The sequence below is a fragment of the Pseudogemmobacter sonorensis genome, from assembly GCF_042762395.1.
GTDB classification, from domain to species: domain Bacteria; phylum Pseudomonadota; class Alphaproteobacteria; order Rhodobacterales; family Rhodobacteraceae; genus Pseudogemmobacter; species Pseudogemmobacter sonorensis.
Genome location: NZ_JBEFZE010000021.1, coordinates 42580 through 64534, shown reverse-complemented (window position 1 = coordinate 64534; position 21955 = coordinate 42580). Strand labels below are relative to the sequence as shown.

Below are 21955 nucleotides of genomic sequence, written 5' to 3'. Positions count from 1 at the left end.
GCCGCAAAGAGCCCCGCACAAACGGGGAGAGACTTCATGAAACGCAGAGTGCTTCTGGCAACCGCCGCCCTGGGCCTTGGCCTTGCCCTTCCGGGCGCGGGCATGGCGCAGGGCCTGGACAAGGTGAAGGCCTGCTTCGTCTATGTCGGCCCGATCGGCGACGGTGGCTGGACCTTCCAGCACCATCAGGGCGCGCTGGATCTGGTGGCCGAATATGGTGACAAGGTCGAGATCGCCTATCAGGAAAGCGTGCCGGAAGGCGCCGATTCCGAGCGCGTGATCACCCAGTTCGCCATGTCGGGCTGCGATATCGTCTTCACCACCTCGTTCGGCTACATGGATCCGACCAATGCCGTGGCGGCGAATTTCCCCGACGTGAAATTCGAACATGCCACCGGCTACAAGCGCGAGGCGCCGAACGTCTCGACCTATGACGCGCGTTTCTACGAGGGCCGCGCCGTCATGGGCACCATCGCGGGCCGCATGACCAAGTCGAACAAGATCGGCTATATCGGCTCGTTCCCGATCCCCGAGGTGATCCAGGGCATCAACTCCTCCTACATCCACGCCAAGAAGGTGAACCCGGATGTGACGATCTCGGTCGTCTGGGCCTATAGCTGGTTCGACCCGGCGAAAGAGGCCGAGGCGGCGGCGGCGCTGATCTCGCAGGGCGTCGACGTGATCCTGCAGCACACCGATTCGACCGCGCCTCTGGCCGAAGCCGCCAAGACCGAAGGCGTGATCGGCTTCGGCCAGGCCTCGGACATGGCCGCCTTCGCGCCCAGCCCGCGGGTGTCGTCGATCATCGACAACTGGGGGCCCTATTACATCAAGCGCGTCGGCCAGCTTCTGGACGGCACCTATGAACAGGGCGCCGCCTGGGAGGGCATCTCGACCGGCGAAGTGCTGATCGGCGAGATCACAGAGGCCGTCCCCGCCGAGGTCAAGGCCGAGGCCGAAGCCCTGCGCGACGCCATCGGCGCGGGCACCTACCACCCGTTCACCGGCCCGCTGAACAAGCAGGACGGCACGCCCTGGCTGGCCGAGGGCGAAGTGGCCTCGGACGGCGATCTGGCCGGGATGAACTTCTATGTTGAAGGCGTGGACGGCGACATTCCGCAATAATCCCCGCCCGGATATATCCACGATCGCAGGCCCGTCCGGTTCCCGGGCGGGCCTTTTTCCGGCGCCCCGCCGCATACCGCACAGGAAAGGCCTCCGGCCATGACATATGATTTCCTCATCATCGGCGGCGGCATCGCCGGGATTTCGGCGGCGGCGCGGCTCGCGCCCCTTGGCCGGGTCCTGGTGCTGGAGGCCGAGGACAGCCTGGCCCATCACGCCTCGGGCCGCTCGGCCGCGCTCTACGAGCCGCATTACGGCGCGCCCGCGGTGGTCGAGCTTTCGATGGCTTCGGGCGATTTCTTCCGCGCGGCCGGGAATGTGCTGTCGCCGCGCGGCCTGATGCTGGTCGCGCGCGAGGATCAGAAGCAGGATTTCGACCATGACATGAAGGCGATGGATTTCGCCCCGATCAGCCTTGACGAGGCGCTGTCCATCATCCCGATCCTGAACCCCGGCGTGGTGCGGATGGCGGCGCACGCCGGTCATGCCGAGGATATCGACACCGATCTTCTGCTGCAGGGCTTCGCGCGCGCGGCCCGCGCCCATGGCGCGCAGATCCTGACCCGCGCCCGCGTCGAAGGCATAACCCGCACCCCGAACGGCTGGCATCTCCGCCATGCGGGCGGCGAGGCCGAGGCGCGGATCCTGGTCAATGCCGCCGGCGCCTGGGTCGACCGGGTGGCCGCCATGGCCGGGATCGCACCCATCGGCTTCACGCCCCTGCGCCGGTCGATGGCGCGGATCCCGGCGCCTGCGGGGCTTGAGGTCTCGCGCTGGCCCATGCTCTTCGGGCCGGGCGAGGAATGGTATATGAAGCCCGATGCCGGTGCCCTGATCGTCTCGCCCGCCGAAGAGGATCCGGTCGAGGCGCCGCATGACGCCTGGGCCGACGACATGGTCCTGGCCGAAGGACTGGCGCGCTACGAGGAGTTCGTGACCGCACCAGTGACACGGATCCTGGCCAATTGGGCGGGCTTGCGCACCTTCTCGCCTGATCGGGTGCTGGTGATCGGGCCGGACCGGCACGATCCCGCCTTCTTCTGGCTGGCGGGACAGGGCGGCTACGGCTTTCAATCCGCCCCCGGCGCAAGCCAGTTGGCCGCCGATCTGATCGCGGGCCGCGCGCCCGCGCTGCCGCCCGCGCTGGTCGCGGCGCTCGCGCCCGCGCGCTTTGCATGAACGGGCAAGGACGGGGGGTGACAGTCGGCCGGGCTTGCGGCAGCATCGCCGCCATGTCGCGATGCCTTCTGCCCGCCCTTCTCTGCCTTGTCCTCGCCGCCTGCGGCGCGGCACCCGTCCCGCGCGAGACCCCCGCCCCCCGGGCCGGAGCCGCGACGGGCGTGGCCGCGCCGAATTTCGGCGATTCCCATCCGATCACCGAATGGGGCGGCCGCGCGCCGCAAAGCTATCCCGTCCACGGCATCGACGTCGCACGCTATCAGGACAGCATCGACTGGCGCATGGCGCGGGCGAACGGGGTGAACTTCGTCTTCATCAAGGCGACCGAGGGCGGCGACATGCTCGACCCGATGTTCGCCGATCACTGGCGCGGCGCGGGCCGCGCCGGGGTGCCGCGCGGAGCCTATCATTTCTTCTACCATTGCCGTCCCGCCGCCGAACAGGCCGACTGGTTCATCCGCAACGTGCCGAAAACGGCGGGGATGCTGCCGCCGGTGCTGGACATGGAATGGACGCCCTTCTCGCCCACCTGCCGGATCCGGCGCGACGGCGCCACCAATCGGGCCGAGGCCAAGATCTTCATCGACATCGTCGCCCGCCATTACGGTCGGAAGCCCATCCTCTACACCTCGATCGACTTTTTCGAGGATAATGAGATGTGGCGGGTCCGGGGCGCCGATTTCTGGCTGCGCGCGGTGGCGAAACACCCGCAGGACCTTTACGCGGGCCAGCACTGGCTGTTCTGGCAATATACCTCGACCGGGCTGGTCCCGGGCGTGCGGGGGCCCGTCGACATCAATGTCTATGAGGGCACCGCCGCGCAGTGGAGCGCCTGGCTGGCCGCCCGCGCGCCCTGAGGCAGTCGCGGGCGGGAGCGACGCGCAGCCCGGACCCCGCCCTGCCGGAGGCCGCCGCCCGCAACCGGACCCCGGCCTTTTCCACCAGGGCCGGGGCTGCGCGGAAGCTCAGCCATCCAGCCTGATGCGCGCATTGGCCGGATCGTGCGGGCTGTCCGGGGCCACCTCGGCCTCCCATTCGCGAAGCTGCATCTTCACCTTCAGCTTCGTGCCCGGCACGGCAAGGTCGGGGCGGACATAGCCCATGCCGATCTGGCGCCCGAAGACGACCGACCAGCCGCCCGAGGTCAGCCGCCCGACCTTCTCGCCCCCCGCGAAGATCGCTTCCTTGCCCCAGGGATCGGCATCCGCCGGGCCGTCGATCAGCAGCGTGACGCATTTCGCCCGGATCCCGGTCGCCAGCATCGCCGCCTTGCCGCGGAAGTCCTTCTCCAGATCGACGAAACGGTCCAGCCCGGCCTCCAGCGGGGTGGCATCGCGGCCAAGCTCGGCCCCGAAGGCGCGATAGCTTTTCTCCTGCCGCAGCCAGTTCTGCGCCCGCGCACCCACCGGCTTCAGCCCATGCGCCGCCCCCGCCTTCAGCAGCAGGTCCCACAGGTAGCGGCCGAATTCGACCGGATGGTGCAGCTCCCACCCCAATTCGCCGGTATAGGCGACGCGGATGGCGCGGACCGGGCACATGCCAAGCTCGATCTCGCGACAGGAGAGCCAGGGGAAACGCTTGTTCGACAAGGCCGTTTCGGGATCGGCATCGCGGATCAGATCCTTCAGGATCGCTCGCGCCCCGGGCCCCGCCAGCGCATAGACGCCCCATTGCGTGGTCACGTCATGGATATCCAGGTGCCCGCCACCGGCCGCGATGAAATCCTCGGCCGATTTGTGCAGGAAATCGGCGTCATAGGCGGTCCAGGCCCCGGCCGAGATCAGGTAGTATTCCTGTTCGGCCAGCCGCACGATGGTATATTCGGTGCGAGTGGTTCCGGCCTCGGTCAGCGCATAGGTCAGGTTGATCCGTCCGACCTTCGGCAGCTTGTTGCAGGTCAGGTGATCGAGGAAGGCCGTCGCCCCCGGACCGCGCACAAGATGCTTGGTGAAGGCCGAGGCATCGATGATCCCCGCCGTCTCGCGAAGCGCGCGGGCCTCTGCCTCGGCATATTGCCACCAGGCGCCCCGGCGGAAACTGCGGCCGTCGTGGTCGAACCCTTCGGGCGCATCGGGGGGGCCGTAGTAATTCGGCCGCTCCCAGCCGTTGACCTGGCCCATCTGGGCGCCAAGCGCGATCTGGCGGTCATAGGCGGGGGCGGTGCGCAGCGGGCGGGCGGCTTCGCGCTCTTCGTCGGGGTGGTGAAGGATGAAGACATGCTCATAGCATTCCTCGTTCTTGCGCACGGCATATTCGGTGGTCATCCAGGCGCCGTAGCGCTTGGGATCCAGCGAGGCCATGTCGATCTCGGCCTCGCCCTGCACCATCATCTGCGCGAGGTAATGGCCGGTGCCGCCCGCCGCCGTGATCCCGAAGCTGAACCCCTCGGCCAGCCACATGTTGCGCAGCCCCGGCGCCGGGCCGACCAGCGGGTTGCCGTCGGGCGTGTAGCAGATCGGGCCGTTGAAATCGTCCTTGAGCCCCACGGTCTCCGATGTCGGCAAGCGGTGGATCATCGACATATATTCGGCCTCGATCCGCTCCAGGTCGAGCGGGAAGAGATCGGCGCGGAAGCTCTCGGGCACGCCATAGGCGAAACGGGCGGGGGCGTTGCGCTCGTAGGGGCCAAGGATCCAGCCGCCGCGTTCCTCGCGCACATACCATTTCGCATCGGCGTCGCGCAGGACGGGATGTTCGGGGTTCCCCGCCTGCCGCCAGGCGACCAGCGCGGGGTCGGGTTCGGTCACGATATACTGGTGCTCGACCGGAATCGCCGGGATCTTGATCCCCAGCAGCCGGGCGGTGCGCTGCGCGTGGTTGCCGGTCGCGGTCACCACATGTTCGGCGTGGATTTCGTATTTCTCATCGGTCGGCACCAGGTTGCCGCCCTGATCGGCCATCCGCGTGACCGAGACCACCCATTCCGAGCCGGTCCAGCGGTAGGCGTCGACCTGGAGCTTGCGCTCGATCCTGGCGCCAAGCTGGCGCGCCCCCTTGGCCATGGCCTGGGTCACGTCGGCGGGGTTGATATAGCCGTCCTGTGGATGGAAAAGCGCGCCCTTCAGATCCTCGGTCCGCAGCAGCGGCCAGCGGTCCTTGATCTGCCGGGGCGTCAGGAATTCATGGTGGACGTCCGCGGTTTCCGCGACGCTGGAATAAAGCATGTATTCGTCCATCCGCGCATCGGTCTGCGCCATGCGCAGGTTGCCGACCACGGCGAAACCGGCGTTCAGCCCGGTCTCGGCCTCCAGCCCCTTGTAGAAATCCACGCTGTATTTGTGGATATGGGTGGTGGCATAGGACATGTTGAACAGGGGCAGCAGACCCGCCGCATGCCAGGTGGAGCCGCTGGTCAACTCGTCGCGCTCGACCTGCAAGGTCTCCCACCCGGCCTTTTGCAGGTGATAGGCGATCGAGGTGCCGACGGCGCCGCCGCCGACGACAAGGGCTTTGACATGGGTCTTCATCGGGGGTGCTCCGCGCATTGGGTAGAACCTTGATGGCAGAGCCCGGGGGCCGGGGGCAAAACCCGCCCGACCTTTCCGGTCGAAAAACGACATCGCCGCGCTGCGGGCGCGGGATCAAGCGGCGGGCCGACCGCCCAGCACACTAGGGGGCCCGGCCGCTGCTTGCCGCAGGCCGATCCCGAAGCCTCACGCGGGCCGAGATTTCAGGGAACCCTCCCCGCACCCGCGCGTTGACAGCGCAAGGAGCGGAAACGCCGGACATTCGGATGGCATGCGCCCCTCGGCTCAGCTTGCAGCCGGTCGGCGCATCTGGGGTCCGGGTCGGTGGCTCCGACCGAAGTTACCGGTGCTCGTGGCGTAAGTGGTATGTTTGTAAATGTTTTTCCGGTATCCCAATAGCGAGTGATCACAGTAGCGAATGGCTTGGCCCCCGTCCCATGGCGGGGGCCGGGTTTGCCGTTTAATCCCCCCCTTCCGCCAGGAACCGGCGTGGCATCCAGGCAAGCCTTTCGGAATGCGCCCAGCCGTGGCATGCCATTTGCCAAGACCGAGACCGGGCCCATGCGCCCGCCCCGCCTAGTTTCCTGACAGCCCGCAAAGCTTCCTGCCGTTTTCGATCCGGCAATCCCCGCCGAAGCCGCCGGTGCCGCCCTCGGTCTTCAAGAGACCCGGTCTTGCCGGCGCAACGGGCCCCTCCTCCTCCGGCGCGGGTTCCTCGCGCACGGCCCTTTCAGCCTCGACCTCGGGCGCGGTTTCGACTTCGGGCGCGGCGGGCGCCGTGGCCGAAGGGCCGGAGAACGCGGGCAGATCCTCGCCAAGCGGATCGGCCTCGACCTCCGCCTCCGGCTCTGCCGCCGCTTCCTCGCGCAGCCGTTCGGCCTCGCGCTCCGCCGCCGCCGCCGCCGCGCGTTCGGCCGCGCGCCGCCGCAGTCCTTCGACGCCAAGCTCCCCCGCCAGCACAATCACCGGCACCTCGCCCATTCCGGGGATCGGGCGGGCCAGGTCGGCGTTCATCGCCGGGACATGCAGCCTGCTCATCAGCTCGACGATCTCGGCATTGGGCGCGGTCGCGGGGGCGGTCACCCGCAGGTTCATCTGCGCATTCATATGGCCATGGAACACCCGCACCGGAGCACCGCCCGGCATCGGTGCCTCATACAGGTCGAAGCCCCGGACAGTCATGAAGTCGCGACCCCCGATCGCATCGGCGGCCATCTCGACCTCCAGCTTCGCGGCCATGGCCATGAAGCTGGTGAAGATGGAATTGGGATAGCGCGTCAGTTCCACCGCGATCGGGCCGGAGGGCGCCTCATAGACCTTGCGCGCGAAGGCCGCCCCCCGGACGCGCCCGTCCTCATAGGCGTCCAGCGCAAGGCGACGCGCCGCCTCGGGCAGGTCCGCCGCACCGATGGCGGCATGATCGGGCGGCAGGACATCGCGGGTGGTCCAACCCTCGGGCGCCTTCGGCAGCATGGCCGCTAGCCCCTTGGGCGGGCCCGTATCCTCGTCGCCGCGCGCCAGGTCGATCCAGGCCCCGATATAGCTTGTGAAGGAAATCGCGGCATCACCCTGGGCCCGGGCCCAGCGGTTCTGCATGGTATAGTCGAAGACCAGATAGCCGAGCACCGGGACGAATCCGAAGATCACCCCTGCAATCACCATGAAACCGCGCATCGCCTCACCTCTCCGGCCCCGCCTCTCCGGTCGTGCCGCCCTCCTGCCTGTGGCATGGGATTGGGGCCGGTTTCGGGCGGGCTTGCGGCGAGATCGGGAGAGGGCCGCGCCTACCCCCCGCGACGGTTGGAAAGCGCGGCCGAAAGCGCGAAGATCACCGCCGCCACCGCGATGATCGACGGGCCCGCGGGCGTGTCCTGCCAAAGCGAGAAGCCCAGCCCCGCCCCCACCGAGACCGCCCCCACCGCCACCGCGCCCAGGGCCATCGCCTCGGGGCTGCGGGCAAGGCCGCGCGCCGCCGCCGCCGGGATGATCAGCATGGCCGCGATCAAGAGCGCGCCCACCACCTTCAGCGCCAGCGCCACCACGACCGCCAGCGCGACGACCAGCACCATCCGCTCGCGATCGGGCACAAGGCCCGAGGCATGGGCCAGATCCTCGTCCAGCGTGCAGGTCAAAAGCGCCTGCCAGCGCCAGACGATCAGCGACACGACCAGCACCGCGCCGCCCCAGACCAGCGCCAGATCCCCGCGCGACACCGCAAGGATATCGCCGAAGAGATAGGCCGACAGATCGGTCCGCACCGCCGGAAACCAACTGACCGCCACCAGCCCGAAGGCCAGCGCGGAATGCGCCAGAACGCCAAGCGTCGTGTCCATCGCCCAACCCTTGGCCGCAAGCGTCGCCACCGTCACCGCCATGGCCAGCGCCACGACCATGGTGCCCGCGACGATGGGCAGATCGCTCGCCAGCGCCAGCGCCACGCCCAGGATGGCGGCATGGGCGGTCGCATCGCCGAAATAGGCCATGCGCCGCCAGACCACGAAAGAGCCGAGCGGCCCCGTCGCCAGCGACAGCCCCACCCCCGCGAGCCCGGCGCGCAGCAGGAAATCGTCAAACATGGCCGTGCCCGCCTTGATCATGATGATGGTGGTGATCGACCGGCCCGGAATGGTCGTGATCGTGATCGTGATCGTGGCGGTAAAGCGCCAGCGCCCCCCTGGTGCCCATGCCGAAAAGCGCACGGTATTCCGGAGCCGAGGACACCACCTCGGGCGCGCCCTCGCAGCAGATATGGCCGTTCAGGCAGATCACCCGGTCGCTGGCCGCCATGACGACATGCAGATCGTGGCTGACCATCAGGACCGCCGCGCCGGTCTCGGCCCGGACCTCTTCGATCAGCCGGTAGAAGGCCGCCTCGCCCGGCTGGTCGAGCCCCTGGGTCGGCTCGTCGAGGATCAGGATCTGCGGCCGCTCCAGCAGCGCCCGCGCCAGAAGCGCGCGCTGCATCTGCCCGCCCGACAGCGCGGCCATCATCAGCCCGCCCCGCCCCTCCAGCCCGACCCGGGCCAGCGCGGCCACGGCCTCGGCATCGCTCACCCGGCGCGGCAGCGACAGGAACCGCCGCAGGCTGAGCGGCATTGATCGGTCGATGCCGAGCTTTTGCGGCACATAGCCGATGCGCAGACCGGGCGCGCGCGTCACCCGGCCCGCCGCCAGCGGCACGATGCCCAGAAGCGCACGCAGCAGCGTCGACTTGCCCGAGCCGTTGGGGCCCAGGATGGTCACGATCTCGCCCGCGCCGACCGAGAGCGAGACCTCATGCAGGATCTCGGCCCCGCCGAGGCGGACGCAGATCCGGCGCGCCTCGATCAGGCTCATGCCCCGGCCTCGCGGCAGGCGGGACAAAGGCCAAGCGCCTCGACCGTGGCGCGTTCGACCAGAAAGCCCACCTCTGCCGCCGCCTTGTTCAGCGCCGCGCGCACCGGGGCGCCGTGGGCCTCGGCCACCGCATCGCAGGCGCGGCAGATCAGGAAGGCGGGCGCGTGATCCTCGCCCGGATGCATGCAGGCCATGAAGGCGTTCAACCGGCGAATGCGGTGGACAAGCCCCTGTTCGGTCAGGAATTCCAGCGCGCGATAGGCCACGGGGGGCTGGTTGCCGAACCCTTCGGCGGCCAGACGCTTCAGGACATCGTAGGCCCCAATGGCACGGTGGTTCTCCAGCAGGATCTCAAGCACCCGGCGCCGGACCGGCGTCAGCCTGACACCCGAACGCGCCGCCAGCGCATCGGCACGCGCCAGCACGTCGTCCGCGCAATGGGCATGGTCATGGGCGGCAAAGGCGGCGCCGGGATCGGCGCAGCCGGGGCAATCATCGTCACGCTGATGCATCCGAACCCCCTTGACGTGTTATGATATTACATAGATAGCAGGGCGATCCAGAATGGAAAGGCCCGATCCATGCGTTATATCATATCGAAGCCCACAGCCAGCGCCAAGGCGCTGTCAGCCCTCATGCTCGGCCTTGCGCTGGCGGGCCCGGCGCAGGCCGAGGTGCCGCAGGTGGTGACCGACATCCCGCCGGTGCATTCGCTGGTGGCCTCGGTGATGGGGGATCTGGGCACGCCGGTCTTGCTTTTGGAAAAGGGCGCCTCGGAACATCATTTCCAGCTCCGGCCCTCGCAGGCGGGGCAGATCGCCCGGGCCGATCTGGTGGTGCTGGTCAGCCCCAGGCTGACGCCCTGGCTGGACGGCGCGCTGAAGAACCGCCCGGCGGATGCGGCGGTGCTGGAACTGCTGGAGGCCAAGGGCACCCATCTGCAGGATTACGGCGCGCAGGCGGCGGATGACCATGACGAGCATGACGATGACCATGACGACCACGGGCATCATGACCATGACGGCGGTTCGCACCACGATCATGCCGAGGACACGCATGACCACGACGATCACGCGCATGATCACGACCAAGGCGACCATGACGGGCATGACCACAGCGGCACCGATCCCCATGCCTGGCTCGACCCCGGGAACGGCCGCCTCTGGCTTGTGGCGATCGCGGCTGAACTGTCGCGGCTCGACCCGGAAAACGCCGCACATTATGCCGCGAATGCCGCCGCCATGGCGGAGATGATCGAATCCGCCGATGCCGAGGCCCGCGCCCTGCTCGCCCCGGTGCGGGACAAGCCCTTCGCCACGGCGCATGACGCATGGGGCTATTTCGCCACCCACTACGGGCTGACCTCGGCCGGATCCGTTGCGCTCGGCGATGCCTCGGCCCCCGGCGCGCGCCATCTGAGCGCCTTGCGCGCCCGCGTCGAGGCCGGGGAAATCCTCTGCCTCTTCCCCGAGGCCCAGCACGACCCTGCACACCTGACCCAACTGGCCGAGGGCAGCGGCGCCCGCATCGGCGCCAGCCTCGATCCGGTCGGGTCCACGCTGGAGCCGGGACCCGCGCTTTATGCCGATCTGCTGACCGGCGCCGCGCAGAGCTTTGCGGATTGCCTTGGGGATTGAAGCCACCCGAGCCGAAGGCGCGGAACGGAAAGCGGGCGGGGCCATGGCCCCGCCCGTTCGCATTCAGGCCAGGACTCGGTCGGACAGAGGCCCGTCCAGCCGAGGGGCCCGGCTCAGACCAGGCCCGCCGCGCGGAACAGCGCCTTCACATCCGTCTCGGGCCGGGCGCCGAAATGGCCGATCACCTCGGCCGCCGCCACGCAACCCATCCGGCCCGCGACCTCCAGCGGCGCCCCGGTCGCCAGCCCGTAGATGAAGCCCGCCGCGAACTGGTCGCCCGCCCCGGTCGCATCCACCGGCACCACGCGGTTCACGGGCACCACCGCCTGGGCCTCGCCCTCGATCACGATCACCTCGGAGCCCGAGCGGGTGCAGACCACCAGCCCCGCATCCCGCGCCGCCTGCTCCAGCGCCGAAGACAGGTCGCTCTGGTAGAGCGAGGCCCATTCGTGCTCGTTGCCGATGACGTAGTCGAGGTCCTTCACCAGCCGCCGGAAATCCGCGCGGTGGCGGTCGACGCAGAACGGGTCCGACAGCGCGATCCCGGCCTTGCCGCCGCCCGCGCGGGTCAGTTTCGCCGCCCGCTCGAAGGCCTGCTTGCCCTTGGGCTTGTCGTAGAGATAGCCCTCAAGGAACAGGATCCCCGCGCCCCCCGCCACCTGGCCCGAGACGTCGTCGGGCCCAAGCTCGGACGAGATCCCCAGATAGGTGTTCATCGACCGCTCGCCATCGGGCGAGACGAAGATCATCGAGCGCGAGGTCGGCAACTCCCCCCCCGGCACCGGCGGGTTGACGAAATCGGTGCCTTCGGACGCCATCGAGCGCGCGTAGAACCGGCCGAGCGCATCGTCATGCACCCGCCCGATGAAGGCCGTCGAAAGCCCAAGCGCCCCCAGCCCCGCCACCGTATTCGCCACCGATCCGCCGGGGGCCTGGCGGCGCTCGTTCATGGCGCCGTAAAGCATCTCGCCCCGCTCGCGTTCCACAAGCTGCATGATGCCCTTCTCGATCCCCATCAGGTCGAGAAAGCTGTCGTCCGCCGTCGAAAGCACGTCGACGATGGCATTGCCGATGCCGACAACCTGGTAGGATTTCATGTCTTCTCCTCGAAAAGGCACCATTCGCGGATCGGACAGATGCCGCATTTCGGTTTGCGCGCCACGCAGATATACCGGCCGTGCAGGATAAGCCAGTGATGGGCGTGCTGCTGAAACTCGGCGGGCACGTTGTCCTCGATCGCGCGCTCGACCGCGGCCTCGTCGCGACCGGGGCAGATGCCGGTGCGGTTGCCGATGCGGAAGATATGGGTGTCCACCGCCTGGGCGGGGATGCGGAACCACATGTTCAGGACCACATTGGCGGTCTTGCGCCCCACCCCCGGCAGCGTCACCAGCGCCGCGCGCGAGGACGGCACCTCGCCGCCGAAATCCTCGATCAGCCGCTGGCTCAGCTTGATGACGTTCTTGGCCTTGTTGCGGTAAAGGCCGATGGTCCTGATATACTCGATCAGCCGCTCTTCCCCAAGCGCGAGCATCTTTTCCGGCGTGTCGGCGATGGAAAACAGATCGCGCGTGGCGCGGTTCACCCCCTTGTCGGTCGCCTGCGCCGACAGCGCCACCGCCACCAGAAGGGTGAAGGCGTTGGTATGGTCGAGTTCGCCCTTCGGCTCGGCCTCGATCTCGCGAAACCGGGTGAAGATGGCGTGCATGCTGGGATAATCGAGTTGCCGGGCCATGCCCCCTCCTGCCACGGCGATGGCCCGGTCGGCAAGCCGTCCGGGCGGGCGCCCCTGATGCGAAAACCGCAGGATCCGGGTCGCGCGCCCCAGGGTGGGCGGCTAGACTGCCCCGACCCGCGCCCGGCCCCTTTCCCCGCGCGCCGAAGGAGAGCCTTGATGCACGACCTCAGCCCCGGTTACCACCATGGCGTCATCGCCCGCGCGCTGGACGAGATCGACCGCAGCGGGCCGGGCGTGACGCTTGAGGATCTGGCCCGGCGCATGGACATGTCGCCCGCGCATTTCCAGCGCGTCTTCTCGGCCTGGGTCGGGGTCAGCCCCAAGCGGTATCAGCAATATCTGACGCTCGATCTCGCGCGCGAGCTTCTGGCCGACCGCCATACCACGCTTGAGACCGCCGAGGCGGCGGGGCTTTCGGGTCCGGGGCGGCTTCACGACCTGTTCCTGACCTGGGAGGCGATGAGCCCGGGCGAATATGCCCGCGCGGGCGAAGGGCTGGAGATCCGCTGGGGCATGTTCAACAGCCCCTTCGGCCCCGCCATGGTGATGGCGACGGCGCGGGGGATCTGCGGCATCGGCCTGACCGCCGAGAGCGGCGAGGCGGCGGGGTTCGAGGATCTGGCCGCGCGCTGGCCCCGGGCCCGCTACCTTCGGGACGAAACCGGCCTGCGCCCGCTGGCCGAGGCGGCTCTGGCCGCCGATTGCAGCGCCGCGCCCCGGCTGCACCTGATCGGCGCCCCGTTCCAGATCAAGGTATGGGAGGCGCTTTTGCGTATCCCCTCGGGCCATGTCACCACCTATTCCGAGATCGCCCGCGCCGTCGGCCGCCCCACCGCGCAGCGCGCCGTCGGCACGGCGGTCGGGCGCAATCCGGTCAGCTTCCTCATCCCCTGCCATCGGGTGATCCGCCGCGACGGCGCGCTTGGCGGCTATCACTGGGGGCTGAGGCAGAAACGCGCCATCCTGGCCTGGGAGGCCGCGCGCTCGGGCCTGTAACGCGACACTTGGGCCGACAAGGCCTGGGCCGCCCGCACGACCCCACGCGATCTTGACGGCAGAACCCCGCCCGCCATGATGCCCCCCCTGTCCCGAAGCCGCGAAAACTGCTATTCCAAGGGTCGAGCCCGGCAAGCGACAAGCCGGACCACCCCAAAGGCTGTGAGCATATGTCATGACGAAAACCTCTCTTGTCCTGGGCCTTTCCGGCCTGATCGCCCTGTCGGCCTGCGTCGATCCCTATGCCTATGACGATCCCAACGCGCGCCAGAAACAGGGCGCGCTGATCGGCGCCGTCTCGGGCGCGGTTCTGGCCGGGGCGACCGCCAATGACGACAAGCTGGAAAAGGCCGTGATCGGCGGCGTGGTCGGCGGCATCGCCGGGGCGGCCATCGGCTATTCGCTGGACCAGCAGGCGGCGGAATTGCGCGGCACGCTTTCGCCCGGGATCACGGTGACCAATCGCGGCGACCATCTTGTCGTCAACATGCCCGAGGCACTGCTCTTCGCCACCGACAGCGCGACGGTCAGTCCCTCGCTGACGCGCGACCTGAATTCGGTCGCGGCGAGCCTGCTGAAATATCCGCAAAGCCGGATCGAGGTCGTCGGCCACACCGACAACACCGGCTCGGCCTCCTACAACATGGATCTATCGCAGCGCCGTGCCTCGTCCGTGGCCACGATCCTGCGCAATGCGGGCGTGCCCTCGGCGCGGCTGACGGCCTCTGGCCGGGGTTTCAACGAGCCGATCGCCTCGAACAACACCGCCGAGGGCCGCGCCCAGAACCGCCGGGTCGAGATCTTCATCCGCCCGACCAACTGAGGCGACGGTTTTCCGGCCCCCGGGATGGGCCCCGGGAAGAATGCGGAAGGGTCGGGAAAGCTCCCGACCCTTTTCCATTCCATGTGACCCCGTCCCGGAGCCTTGCGCCAAAGGCAAAGGCCCCGCCGAGCGACCGGCGGGGCCTTGCATTTCACCAGGATCGCGACAGGATCAGTGCAGCCTTGCGCCGACCTGTTCGATGGCCGCATCGATCGAGGCGCTGGCGCTTTCGGCGGTGTTCTGGCGGGCCAGAACCTCACCGGCGACCGAAACCGCGACCGAAACCGCGCGCTCGCGCACCTCGCGCAGGGCGCTGGCCTCGGCGGCGGCGATCTGCTCTTCGGCGGCGGCAAGGCGACGGGCGATCGAGACCGCCAGATCGTCCTTGGCCTTGACCATGGCGGCATTCGCCTCGGCCGAGGCCGAAGCCACGATGCGGTCGACCTGTTCCTTCACTTCCTTGTGCTTCTGCTCATATGAGGCAAGGATGGCCTTCGCCTCTTCGCGCAGCGCCTTGGCCTCGGCCAGCTCTGCCTTGATGGTCTCGGCCCGGCGGTCCAGAAGACCGGCGAGCTTGCCCGGAACACCCGCGTAAAGCAGGATGCCCACGAAGACGATGAAAGCCAGCAACACGATGAAATCGGTGTTGCCCAGCGAGAAGAACGGGCCGGAAGCCGCAAGTGCGGGACCAGAGATCACCGACAGCGCGACCGGGACGAGCAGGATGGAGAGTTTCTTCATCGCCTTACCCTTTCACGCGTGCCGCGACGGCAGCCCCGATGGCCTCGGCATCCGCCGCACCGCCAAGATAGCCGACCAGTTCGGCCGCGGTATCCCTGGCGACGGCTTCCACCGCCTCAAGCGCGCCCGCCTTGATCCCGGCGATCCTGCGCTCCGATTCGGCGGTCTTGGCCGCGATCTCGGCATCGGCCTTCGCGGTGGCCGCATCCAGATCCTTCTGGATCTCGGCCCGGGCCGACGCCACGATCTTCGCGGCTTCGCTCCGCGCCGTGGCCAGCGCCTCGTTATAGGCCTTTTCCGCGTCCTGGGCCTTGAGCTTCAGCTCTTCGGCCGCAGCAAGGTCGCTGGTGATCGTGCCCTTGCGCTCGGCCAGGATGGCGCCGATGCGCGGCAGCGCGATGCGCGACAGGATGAGAAACAGCACGACCAGCGCGACCAGCAGCCAGAACACCTGGTTCGGAAGCCAGTCCACGCAAAGCTGCGGCATGCCGATGGCGCCGCCATCCGCGTTGAGGCAGGTGCTTGCCGTGCCGCTGGCAGGGATTTCGGTTTCCATATGGGTTCTCCGTCGGAGCTTCTGAAACCTGAAGCGGCGCCGGGGTCGTTTCCCGCCCCGGCGCCCACCTCATGCGAGACGTCAGAAGGATCAGACGGCGAACATCAGCAGAAGCGCGATCAGGAACGAGAAGATCCCGAGCGCTTCGGCAAAGGCGATGCCGACGAAGAGGTTAGCGGTCTGGCCCGGTGCCGCCGACGGGTTGCGCAGCGCACCTTCGAGGAACTTGCCGACGATGTTACCGACGCCAAGGCCGGCGCCGGCCAGACCGAAGGCCGCAAGGCCTGCACCGATGTATTTGCCGAGCAGAGCGAGTTCGCCTTCCATGTCGTAGACTCCTTTGGTTGGAATGGCTTGGATAGGGTTCGGACCTTTAGTGGTGGGCGTCGCCCACCGCGTCCTTCAGATAGACGCAGGTCAGAATGGTGAAGACATAGGCCTGGACGAAGGCCACCAGCAGTTCGAGCGCGTAGATCGCGGTCGCGGCGCCCACGGCCACCGGGGCGACCACCGCCATCGAGGCGAAGCCCGCGAAGACCTTCAGCACCGCATGGCCCGCCATCAAGTTGCCCGCCAGACGGATCGAATGCGAAACCGGGCGCATGATGTAGGAGATGACCTCGATCACCGCCAGGACCGGGCGCAGCGCGAGCGGCGCCGAGGTGACCCAGAACATCGAGAAGAAGCCCAGCCCCTTGCGCGCGATGCCGATCAGCGTGACGCCGAAGAAGACCAGCAGCGCCAGGCCCGCCGTCACCCCGATATGCGAGGTGGAGGTGAAGCTCATCGGGATCAGGCCGACAAGGTTCGACAGCAGGATGAACAGGAACAGCGTCATCACATAGGGGAAGTATTTCACGCCGTCATGACCGGCAACCTCCTCGACCATATTGTGGATGAAGCCGTAGAAGACCTCGGCCACCGACTGAAGCCGGGTCGGGATGATGCTGCGATGGCGGGTGGCAAGCACGAAAAGCGCGAAGACGCAGAGGATGGCGATCGCCATCCACAGGGTCACGTTGGTGGGCGTATACCACTGCACCGGGCCGTCACCGAACAGCGGCTTGATGATGAACTGGTCCATCGGATGGATGGCAAAGCCGCTTCCGCCTTCAGTCGCCACGATCTCTACCCCTCGCGTCCGGCGGCCGATGCCGCCCCGTTGTCATCCGAGGGCGCGCCCGGCGCCGCCCCGTCGTGCCGCGCGGCCTCGGCCACACGTTTTTCCTCCACCTCGCGCGCGGTGCCCATCATGGTGCGCACCCCCGCCGCGAAGCCGCAAAGCGACAGGATCACCAGGAAGACGGGCAGCGTGCCGAACAGCCGGTCCAGCCCGTAGCCGATGCCGGTTCCCACCGCGATGCCGGTGGCCAGCTCGATCACCATCCTCCAGGCCACCTCGCCCTGCGAGAAACCCTTCGCCGTCGATTGCCCCGTCTTCTTCGGCGCCCCTTTCAGTTTCGCGATCCGCTCATCCAGCGCGCGTAACCTGTCGGGATCGGGATCCGAAGCCATGACGAGACCCCCTTCGGCTCTGGCAAGGGTTCTATGCGGGTGCAGAAACCGAGTCAACCATTCGTGAGGGCACCGGGCATGATGAATTAATACGTCATTTCAATATGGTATATGGTTTCGCCCACCCGGCGCGCCCCGACCCGCGCCTTCCAAACCCGGGATCCGCCCTGCCCCGCATATTCAACTTTGCGGTTGATCGTTGTCCGGCGCGCGGGGATAGTCGCTCCATGTTGCCCCCTTCGACCCGCCTCGACACGGTCTTTGCCGCCCTCGCCGATCCGACTCGGCGCAGGATCCTGTCGATGCTTCTGGAAGACGACATGGCGGTGACCGATGTCGCCGACCCTTTCGAGATGAGCCTGGCCGCGATCTCGAAACACCTGAACGTATTGACCGAGGCCGGGCTGATCTCGCGTGAGCGGCGCGGGCGGGTGGTCTGGTGTCGGCTGGAGCCGGATGCCTTGCGCGCGGCCTCGGTCTGGATGCAGGGGTTCGGGCAGTTCGAGCCCGTCGATCTGGATGCCTTCGAGCGGTTCCTGGCGCAGGAACTGGAACCCCGCGCGGGCGCAGAGGATGCGTGAGCCCCTTTCGGAGATGTTTCGGGCAATGCACCAGACGCACCGACCTTGGTATCCGGGGGAGTAAGGTCTAAGGTAAGCGGCCTCTGGGCAGCGCGTGCAGCTTAGCTTGACGGCCTGAAGTCCCAGGGCAGCAGGTCGTCGATGCGGCTTTGCGGGTGGCCGCTGGCGATGGCTGCGAGGGTTGCCCAGAGACCGCTTACTCTTCGTGATCGCGTTCGAGCAGATCTTCTCCTCGATCCGCAAGAAGGGGATCTGACGCGGGGCCGGGCGGCGGGCGCCCCGGCCAGGGGCCCCCGGCAACCGGATCTTAACGAAGGGCTGCGAGCTTTGCCGCGGGGCGACCGGGTGCCAGGCCCCGGGCGAATCAAGGACCGGCTGAGCCAAAGCCTGACCCAGCCGAGGGATGTCATGATCGATCGCGACAGGCTGGACGAATTGCATGAGGAAATCGGCGAGGACGACCTCGGTTCGGTCGTCTCGGTCTTTCTCGACGAAACCGACGAGGTGATCTCGGGCCTGGGCCCCGGGCTGTCGGCGGCCGAGCTGGAGGCGCAGCTCCATTTCCTCAAGGGCAGCGCGCTGAACCTGGGGCTGCGGGCCTTTGCCGCCCTGTGCCAGCAAGGCGAGCGGGCGGCGGGCCTTGCCGCGACCACCAACGGGGGGGCGCCGCAACCGGGGCGCGCCGCCGGTTTTCCCGTCGACCTGGACGAACTGGCGCGGGTCTATACCGTCTCGCGCGATGCCCTGCTTGCCGCCTTGTCGCGCGGCGCGGCGGGCGGGGGGCTCAGACCAGAATCTCGGTCAGCGCCTCGTCATCGGTGATGTCGCGATAGGCGAAGGCCGCCTCTTCCATCCGCGCGGTGAAGGCCGCGAAATTCTCGGCCCGCTTGGTCTCGATCCCGATCAGGATCGAGCCGAAGTTGCGCGCCGATTTCTTCAGATATTCGAACCGGCTCACATCGTCCTCCGGCCCCAGCATGGTCAGGAATTCGCGCAAGGCACCCGGGCGCTGCGGCATGCGCAGAATGAAATATTTCTTCAGCCCGGCATAGCGTTGCGCGCGTTCCTTGACCTCGGGCAGGCGCTCGAAATCGAAATTCCCGCCCGAGGTGACGCAGACCACGGTCTTGCCCCGTATCTCTTCGGCGATGTCTTGCAGCACATTGACCGACATCGCGCCCGCGGGCTCCAGCACGATCCCCTCGACATTCAGCATCTCAAGCATGGTGATGCAGATCCGGTCCTCGGGTGCCAGCAGCACATCGGCCTCGCACGCCCAGTCCAGCCGCTGCCACGTCAGATCGCCAAGCCGCGCCACGGCGGCGCCGTCGACGAAGCTGTTCACCTTGGGCAGCTTCACCGGACGCCCCTCGAGGATCGCGCCCAGAAGGCTGGCGCCGCCCACCGGCTCGACGAAGCGGAAGGCGGTTTCGGGCGCGGCGGCGCGCAGATAGCCGGTCACCCCCGAGGCCAGCCCGCCGCCCCCCACCGGCAGGACCACCAGATCCGGCGCGCGGCCAAGCTGTTCCAGCATCTCGACCCCGACGCTGGCCTGGCCCTCGATCACATCCGCATCGTCGAAGGGGGCAAGGAAATGGCCGCCCTGCTCGGCGCAGAACGCCTGCGCGGCGGCAAGGGTCTGGTCGAAATAATCGCCTTCCAGAACGATGGTGACATTCTCGCCCCCGAAGGTGCGGGTCTTGTCGATCTTCTGCTGCGGCGTGGTCACCGGCATGAAGATCGTGCCCTGAACGCCGAAATGGCGGCAGGCGAAGGCCATGCCCTGCGCGTGGTTTCCAGCGCTGGCGCAGACGAACAGCCGCTGTTCGGGCCGCGACGTGCGGACCTTGCGCATCGCGTTGAAGGCGCCACGCAGCTTGTAGCTGCGCACCGGCGTCAGATCCTCGCGCTTGAGCCAGATCTCGGCCCCGTAACGCGCGGACAGGAAGTCGTTGCGCTGCAGCGGCGTTTCGGGAAACAGCTGGCGCAGGGCGCGCGTGGCGGCGAGGGCGGCCAGGGGGAAGGCTTGAGAGATTCCGGTCATGCGCCAGCAATCGCGCAACCCGCGCCCCGGTGCAAGCCTTCACCCACGCAAAGCCCGCCCCTCGATGTAATGGCCGTAAAGCGTGGTCAGGATCGACGCACCCACCATGGTCACGAACCAGCCCGCCGCAACGTCCCAGACGAAGCCAAAGATCGGCAGCCCCGAGAAAAGGGCCATGCCGATCGCGTTCAGAAGCAGGTTCGCCCCCACCGCGATCAGCGCGACAAGCGCGATATCGCCGGTCTGTTCCGCGGTCGCGGCCCAACCCGCCAGAAAGCCGTGCGGCGCGTCGATGGCCACGCCGGGCAGAGCGGACGACAGCCGGAACCCCACCACCACAAGCGGCACCATGACGATCAGTGTCGAGAGAAGCACACCGACCACCTCGAGCCCGAGGAATATCTGCGCCACCATCGCAAGCAGGATGTAAAGCAGGCTCAGGATCAGCCCATAGCCCAGAACCCGCAGGAAATAGGCCCAGATCTGCGCGCCCCGGAAGGCGGGCACGACGCCATGCGGCAGTTCGTTCAGCAGGATGTAGCGATGCCAGGCCACCGTGATCCAGAGCGAGACCACCAGCGAGACCAGCCCCACGCCGGTGAACCGCAGCGGCACCGAAGGATCCAGCGCCCCGGGATCCGCGTCCAGTCCGACCTCAAGCGAAAGAATATCGGCCTGGCTGAGCAACGTATAGCTGAGAAGAACCTGCGCCAGATAGGGCAGAGCCGAGACGCGCAGCGCCCCTTCGAGGTTGCCGATCACCTGATACAGTGAATGCCTGAAAATCTGAACGCCCTTCATCTCCGATCCCGCCTGCCCGTTTGCAGCAGCCCGATTGCGGCTGCCCACCCACCTTCCCCGTGCCGCGCGAACTGTCAACCGCGCCCTTCCACCGCAGGGGCTTCCCTTGCCCTTCCCGCCAATTCCCGCTAATCGCGGGCCAAACCGGCGATGGAGCCTTTCAACATGAAAAAGCCCAAGAAAGTCGTGCTGGCCTATTCCGGCGGTCTCGACACTTCGATCATCCTCAAATGGCTTCAGACCGAATATGGCTGCGAGGTGGTGACCTTCACCGCCGACCTGGGCCAGGGCGAGGAGCTGGAGCCCGCGCGCCAGAAGGCGCTGATGCTGGGGATCAAGGAAGAAAACATCCATGTCCTGGATCTTCGCGAAGAATTCGTGAAGGATTTCGTCTTCCCGATGTTCCGCGCCAATGCGGTCTACGAGGGGCTTTATCTGCTGGGCACCTCGATCGCGCGGCCGCTGATCGCGAAATACCTGGTCGAGATCGCGCAGAAATCCGGCGCCGATGCCGCCGCCCATGGCGCCACCGGCAAGGGCAACGACCAGGTCCGCTTCGAACTGGGGGTGGCCGCGCTCGACCCGTCGATCCAGGTCATCGCGCCCTGGCGCGAATGGGACCTGACCTCGCGCACGAAGCTTCTGGAATTCGCCGAGCTGAACCAGATCCCGATCGCCAAGAACAAGCGCGGCGAGGCGCCGTTCTCGGTGGATGCGAACCTGCTTCACACCTCGTCCGAGGGCACGGTGCTTGAGAACCCCGCCGAGGAGGCGCCGGATTATGTGGCGCAGCGCATCGTCGCGGTGGAAGATGCGCCGAACACGCCCGAATTCATCGAAGTGACCTTCGAGAAAGGCGATGCCGTCGCCCTGAACGGCGAGGCGCTTTCGCCCGCCACCATGCTGACGCGCCTGAACGAACTGGGCGGCAAGCACGGCATCGGCCTCTTGGATTTCGTCGAAAACCGCTTCGTCGGCATGAAGTCGCGCGGCGTCTATGAGACCCCCGGCGGCACCATCCTCTTGGAGGCGCATCGCGGCATCGAGCAGATCACGCTCGATTCCGGCGCGGGCCATCTGAAGGATTCGATCATGCCGCGCTATGCGGAACTGATCTACAACGGCTTCTGGTTCTCGCCCGAGCGCGAGGCGCTGCAGGCCCTGATCGACAAGACCCAGGAACATGTCACCGGCACGGTGAAGCTGAAGCTTTACAAGGGTGTCGCCCGCACCGTGGCGCGCTGGTCGGATCATTCGCTGTATTCCGAAAAGCACGTCACCTTCGAAGAGGACGCGGGCGCCTACGACCAGAAGGATGCGGCGGGCTTCATCCGGCTCAACGCCCTGCGCCTGCGCCTGATCGCGACCCGGAACGCCCGGGTGGCGAAAAAGTAAGGCCAAAGGCCCGGGAAATCT

At 67.5% G+C, this 21955-nt stretch carries 23 protein-coding genes; 9 read left to right on the top strand and 14 right to left on the bottom strand.

Going from position 1 to position 21955, the window contains the following annotated elements:
- The first annotated feature begins 36 nt into the window (after positions 1 to 36).
- From ABNX41_RS14665 to ABNX41_RS14655, 3 genes are all read left to right on the top strand, one after another.
- Positions 37 to 1125, top strand: coding sequence for a BMP family ABC transporter substrate-binding protein (locus ABNX41_RS14665; RefSeq protein ID WP_438670474.1), 1089 nt, complete (start codon positions 37 to 39; stop codon positions 1123 to 1125).
- 99 nt (positions 1126 to 1224) lie between these two features.
- A complete protein-coding gene (locus ABNX41_RS14660; protein WP_438670473.1) occupies positions 1225 to 2304 on the top strand; it encodes an NAD(P)/FAD-dependent oxidoreductase in 1080 nt (359 codons plus the stop codon).
- Between the two features lie 53 nt (positions 2305 to 2357).
- A complete protein-coding gene (locus ABNX41_RS14655) occupies positions 2358 to 3161 on the top strand; it encodes a glycoside hydrolase family 25 protein (protein WP_438670472.1) in 804 nt (267 codons plus the stop codon).
- Positions 3162 to 3269: 108 nt separating this feature from the next.
- On the opposite strand, the gene ABNX41_RS14650 is transcribed toward ABNX41_RS14655, so the two are convergent.
- The 5 genes from ABNX41_RS14650 to ABNX41_RS14630 form a co-directional block, all read right to left on the bottom strand.
- The gene (locus tag ABNX41_RS14650) at positions 3270 to 5771 is read right to left on the bottom strand and encodes a GcvT family protein (protein ID WP_438670484.1); all 2502 of its coding nucleotides are present in this window, start codon (positions 5769 to 5771) and stop codon (positions 3270 to 3272) included.
- A 576-nt stretch (positions 5772 to 6347) separates the two neighbouring features.
- Positions 6348 to 7445, bottom strand: a complete 1098-nt coding sequence (locus ABNX41_RS14645) for a hypothetical protein (protein ID WP_438670471.1) — start codon at positions 7443 to 7445, stop codon at positions 6348 to 6350.
- 110 nt (positions 7446 to 7555) lie between these two features.
- Positions 7556 to 8347: a metal ABC transporter permease gene (locus ABNX41_RS14640; protein ID WP_438670470.1), complete on the bottom strand. Its 792-nt coding sequence runs from the start codon at positions 8345 to 8347 to the stop codon at positions 7556 to 7558.
- The gene (locus tag ABNX41_RS14635; RefSeq protein WP_438670469.1) at positions 8340 to 9107 is read right to left on the bottom strand and encodes an ATP-binding cassette domain-containing protein; all 768 of its coding nucleotides are present in this window, start codon (positions 9105 to 9107) and stop codon (positions 8340 to 8342) included. The genes ABNX41_RS14640 and ABNX41_RS14635 overlap by 8 nt, the downstream gene beginning before the upstream one ends.
- The gene (locus ABNX41_RS14630) at positions 9104 to 9619 is read right to left on the bottom strand and encodes a Fur family transcriptional regulator (RefSeq protein WP_438670468.1); all 516 of its coding nucleotides are present in this window, start codon (positions 9617 to 9619) and stop codon (positions 9104 to 9106) included. The genes ABNX41_RS14635 and ABNX41_RS14630 overlap by 4 nt, the downstream gene beginning before the upstream one ends.
- 69 nt (positions 9620 to 9688) lie before the next feature.
- On the opposite strand from ABNX41_RS14630, the gene ABNX41_RS14625 reads away from it, so the two are divergent.
- Positions 9689 to 10744 (top strand): zinc ABC transporter substrate-binding protein, encoded by a 1056-nt coding sequence (locus tag ABNX41_RS14625; RefSeq protein ID WP_438670467.1) that lies wholly within the window; start codon positions 9689 to 9691, stop codon positions 10742 to 10744.
- A 113-nt stretch (positions 10745 to 10857) separates the two neighbouring features.
- Here ABNX41_RS14625 and ABNX41_RS14620 read toward each other — a convergent pair whose 3' ends face one another.
- Together ABNX41_RS14620 and nth are read right to left on the bottom strand one after the other, a co-directional pair.
- Positions 10858 to 11841 (bottom strand): adenosine kinase, encoded by a 984-nt coding sequence (locus tag ABNX41_RS14620; protein WP_438670466.1) that lies wholly within the window; start codon positions 11839 to 11841, stop codon positions 10858 to 10860.
- Complete coding sequence (nth, locus tag ABNX41_RS14615; RefSeq protein ID WP_438670465.1) at positions 11838 to 12479, bottom strand: endonuclease III; 642 nt, start codon at positions 12477 to 12479, stop codon at positions 11838 to 11840. The genes ABNX41_RS14620 and nth overlap by 4 nt, the downstream gene beginning before the upstream one ends.
- 159 nt (positions 12480 to 12638) lie before the next feature.
- Here nth and ABNX41_RS14610 point away from each other — a divergent pair, with 159 nt between their 5' ends.
- Together ABNX41_RS14610 and ABNX41_RS14605 are read left to right on the top strand one after the other, a co-directional pair.
- Positions 12639 to 13478 (top strand): methylated-DNA--[protein]-cysteine S-methyltransferase, encoded by an 840-nt coding sequence (locus tag ABNX41_RS14610; RefSeq protein ID WP_438670464.1) that lies wholly within the window; start codon positions 12639 to 12641, stop codon positions 13476 to 13478.
- Between the two features lie 175 nt (positions 13479 to 13653).
- Positions 13654 to 14301 carry a YiaD family glycine zipper/OmpA-like lipoprotein gene (locus ABNX41_RS14605; protein ID WP_438670463.1) on the top strand — a complete coding sequence of 216 codons (648 nt, stop codon included), beginning with the start codon at positions 13654 to 13656 and terminating at the stop codon, positions 14299 to 14301.
- 171 nt (positions 14302 to 14472) lie between these two features.
- On the opposite strand, the gene ABNX41_RS14600 is transcribed toward ABNX41_RS14605, so the two are convergent.
- The 5 genes from ABNX41_RS14600 to ABNX41_RS14580 all read right to left on the bottom strand — a co-directional run bounded on the left by ABNX41_RS14600 (position 14473) and on the right by ABNX41_RS14580 (position 17113).
- Positions 14473 to 15042 (bottom strand): F0F1 ATP synthase subunit B, encoded by a 570-nt coding sequence (locus tag ABNX41_RS14600; RefSeq protein ID WP_438670462.1) that lies wholly within the window; start codon positions 15040 to 15042, stop codon positions 14473 to 14475.
- A gap of 4 nt (positions 15043 to 15046) precedes the next feature.
- The gene (locus ABNX41_RS14595) at positions 15047 to 15598 is read right to left on the bottom strand and encodes a F0F1 ATP synthase subunit B' (protein ID WP_438670461.1); all 552 of its coding nucleotides are present in this window, start codon (positions 15596 to 15598) and stop codon (positions 15047 to 15049) included.
- Between the two features lie 90 nt (positions 15599 to 15688).
- On the bottom strand, positions 15689 to 15925 hold the full coding sequence (locus ABNX41_RS14590) for a F0F1 ATP synthase subunit C (RefSeq protein WP_226936586.1): 237 nt from the start codon (positions 15923 to 15925) through the stop codon (positions 15689 to 15691).
- 46 nt (positions 15926 to 15971) lie between these two features.
- Positions 15972 to 16682, bottom strand: coding sequence for a F0F1 ATP synthase subunit A (locus ABNX41_RS14585; protein ID WP_438670483.1), 711 nt, complete (start codon positions 16680 to 16682; stop codon positions 15972 to 15974).
- A gap of 44 nt (positions 16683 to 16726) precedes the next feature.
- Positions 16727 to 17113, bottom strand: coding sequence for an AtpZ/AtpI family protein (locus ABNX41_RS14580; protein ID WP_438670460.1), 387 nt, complete (start codon positions 17111 to 17113; stop codon positions 16727 to 16729).
- A 227-nt stretch (positions 17114 to 17340) separates the two neighbouring features.
- On the opposite strand from ABNX41_RS14580, the gene ABNX41_RS14575 reads away from it, so the two are divergent.
- On the top strand, positions 17341 to 17694 hold the full coding sequence (locus tag ABNX41_RS14575) for an ArsR/SmtB family transcription factor (RefSeq protein ID WP_438670459.1): 354 nt from the start codon (positions 17341 to 17343) through the stop codon (positions 17692 to 17694).
- 408 nt (positions 17695 to 18102) lie between these two features.
- Positions 18103 to 18516: an Hpt domain-containing protein gene (locus ABNX41_RS14570; RefSeq protein ID WP_438670458.1), complete on the top strand. Its 414-nt coding sequence runs from the start codon at positions 18103 to 18105 to the stop codon at positions 18514 to 18516.
- On the opposite strand, the gene ilvA is transcribed toward ABNX41_RS14570, so the two are convergent.
- The gene (gene ilvA, locus ABNX41_RS14565) at positions 18479 to 19738 is read right to left on the bottom strand and encodes a threonine ammonia-lyase IlvA (protein ID WP_438670457.1); all 1260 of its coding nucleotides are present in this window, start codon (positions 19736 to 19738) and stop codon (positions 18479 to 18481) included. The genes ABNX41_RS14570 and ilvA overlap by 38 nt on opposite strands.
- Positions 19739 to 19777: 39 nt before the next feature.
- Positions 19778 to 20539, bottom strand: coding sequence for a hypothetical protein (locus ABNX41_RS14560; protein WP_438670456.1), 762 nt, complete (start codon positions 20537 to 20539; stop codon positions 19778 to 19780).
- A gap of 165 nt (positions 20540 to 20704) precedes the next feature.
- Here ABNX41_RS14560 and ABNX41_RS14555 point away from each other — a divergent pair, with 165 nt between their 5' ends.
- Positions 20705 to 21934 carry an argininosuccinate synthase gene (locus ABNX41_RS14555; RefSeq protein WP_438670455.1) on the top strand — a complete coding sequence of 410 codons (1230 nt, stop codon included), beginning with the start codon at positions 20705 to 20707 and terminating at the stop codon, positions 21932 to 21934.
- Positions 21935 to 21955 lie beyond the last annotated feature (21 nt).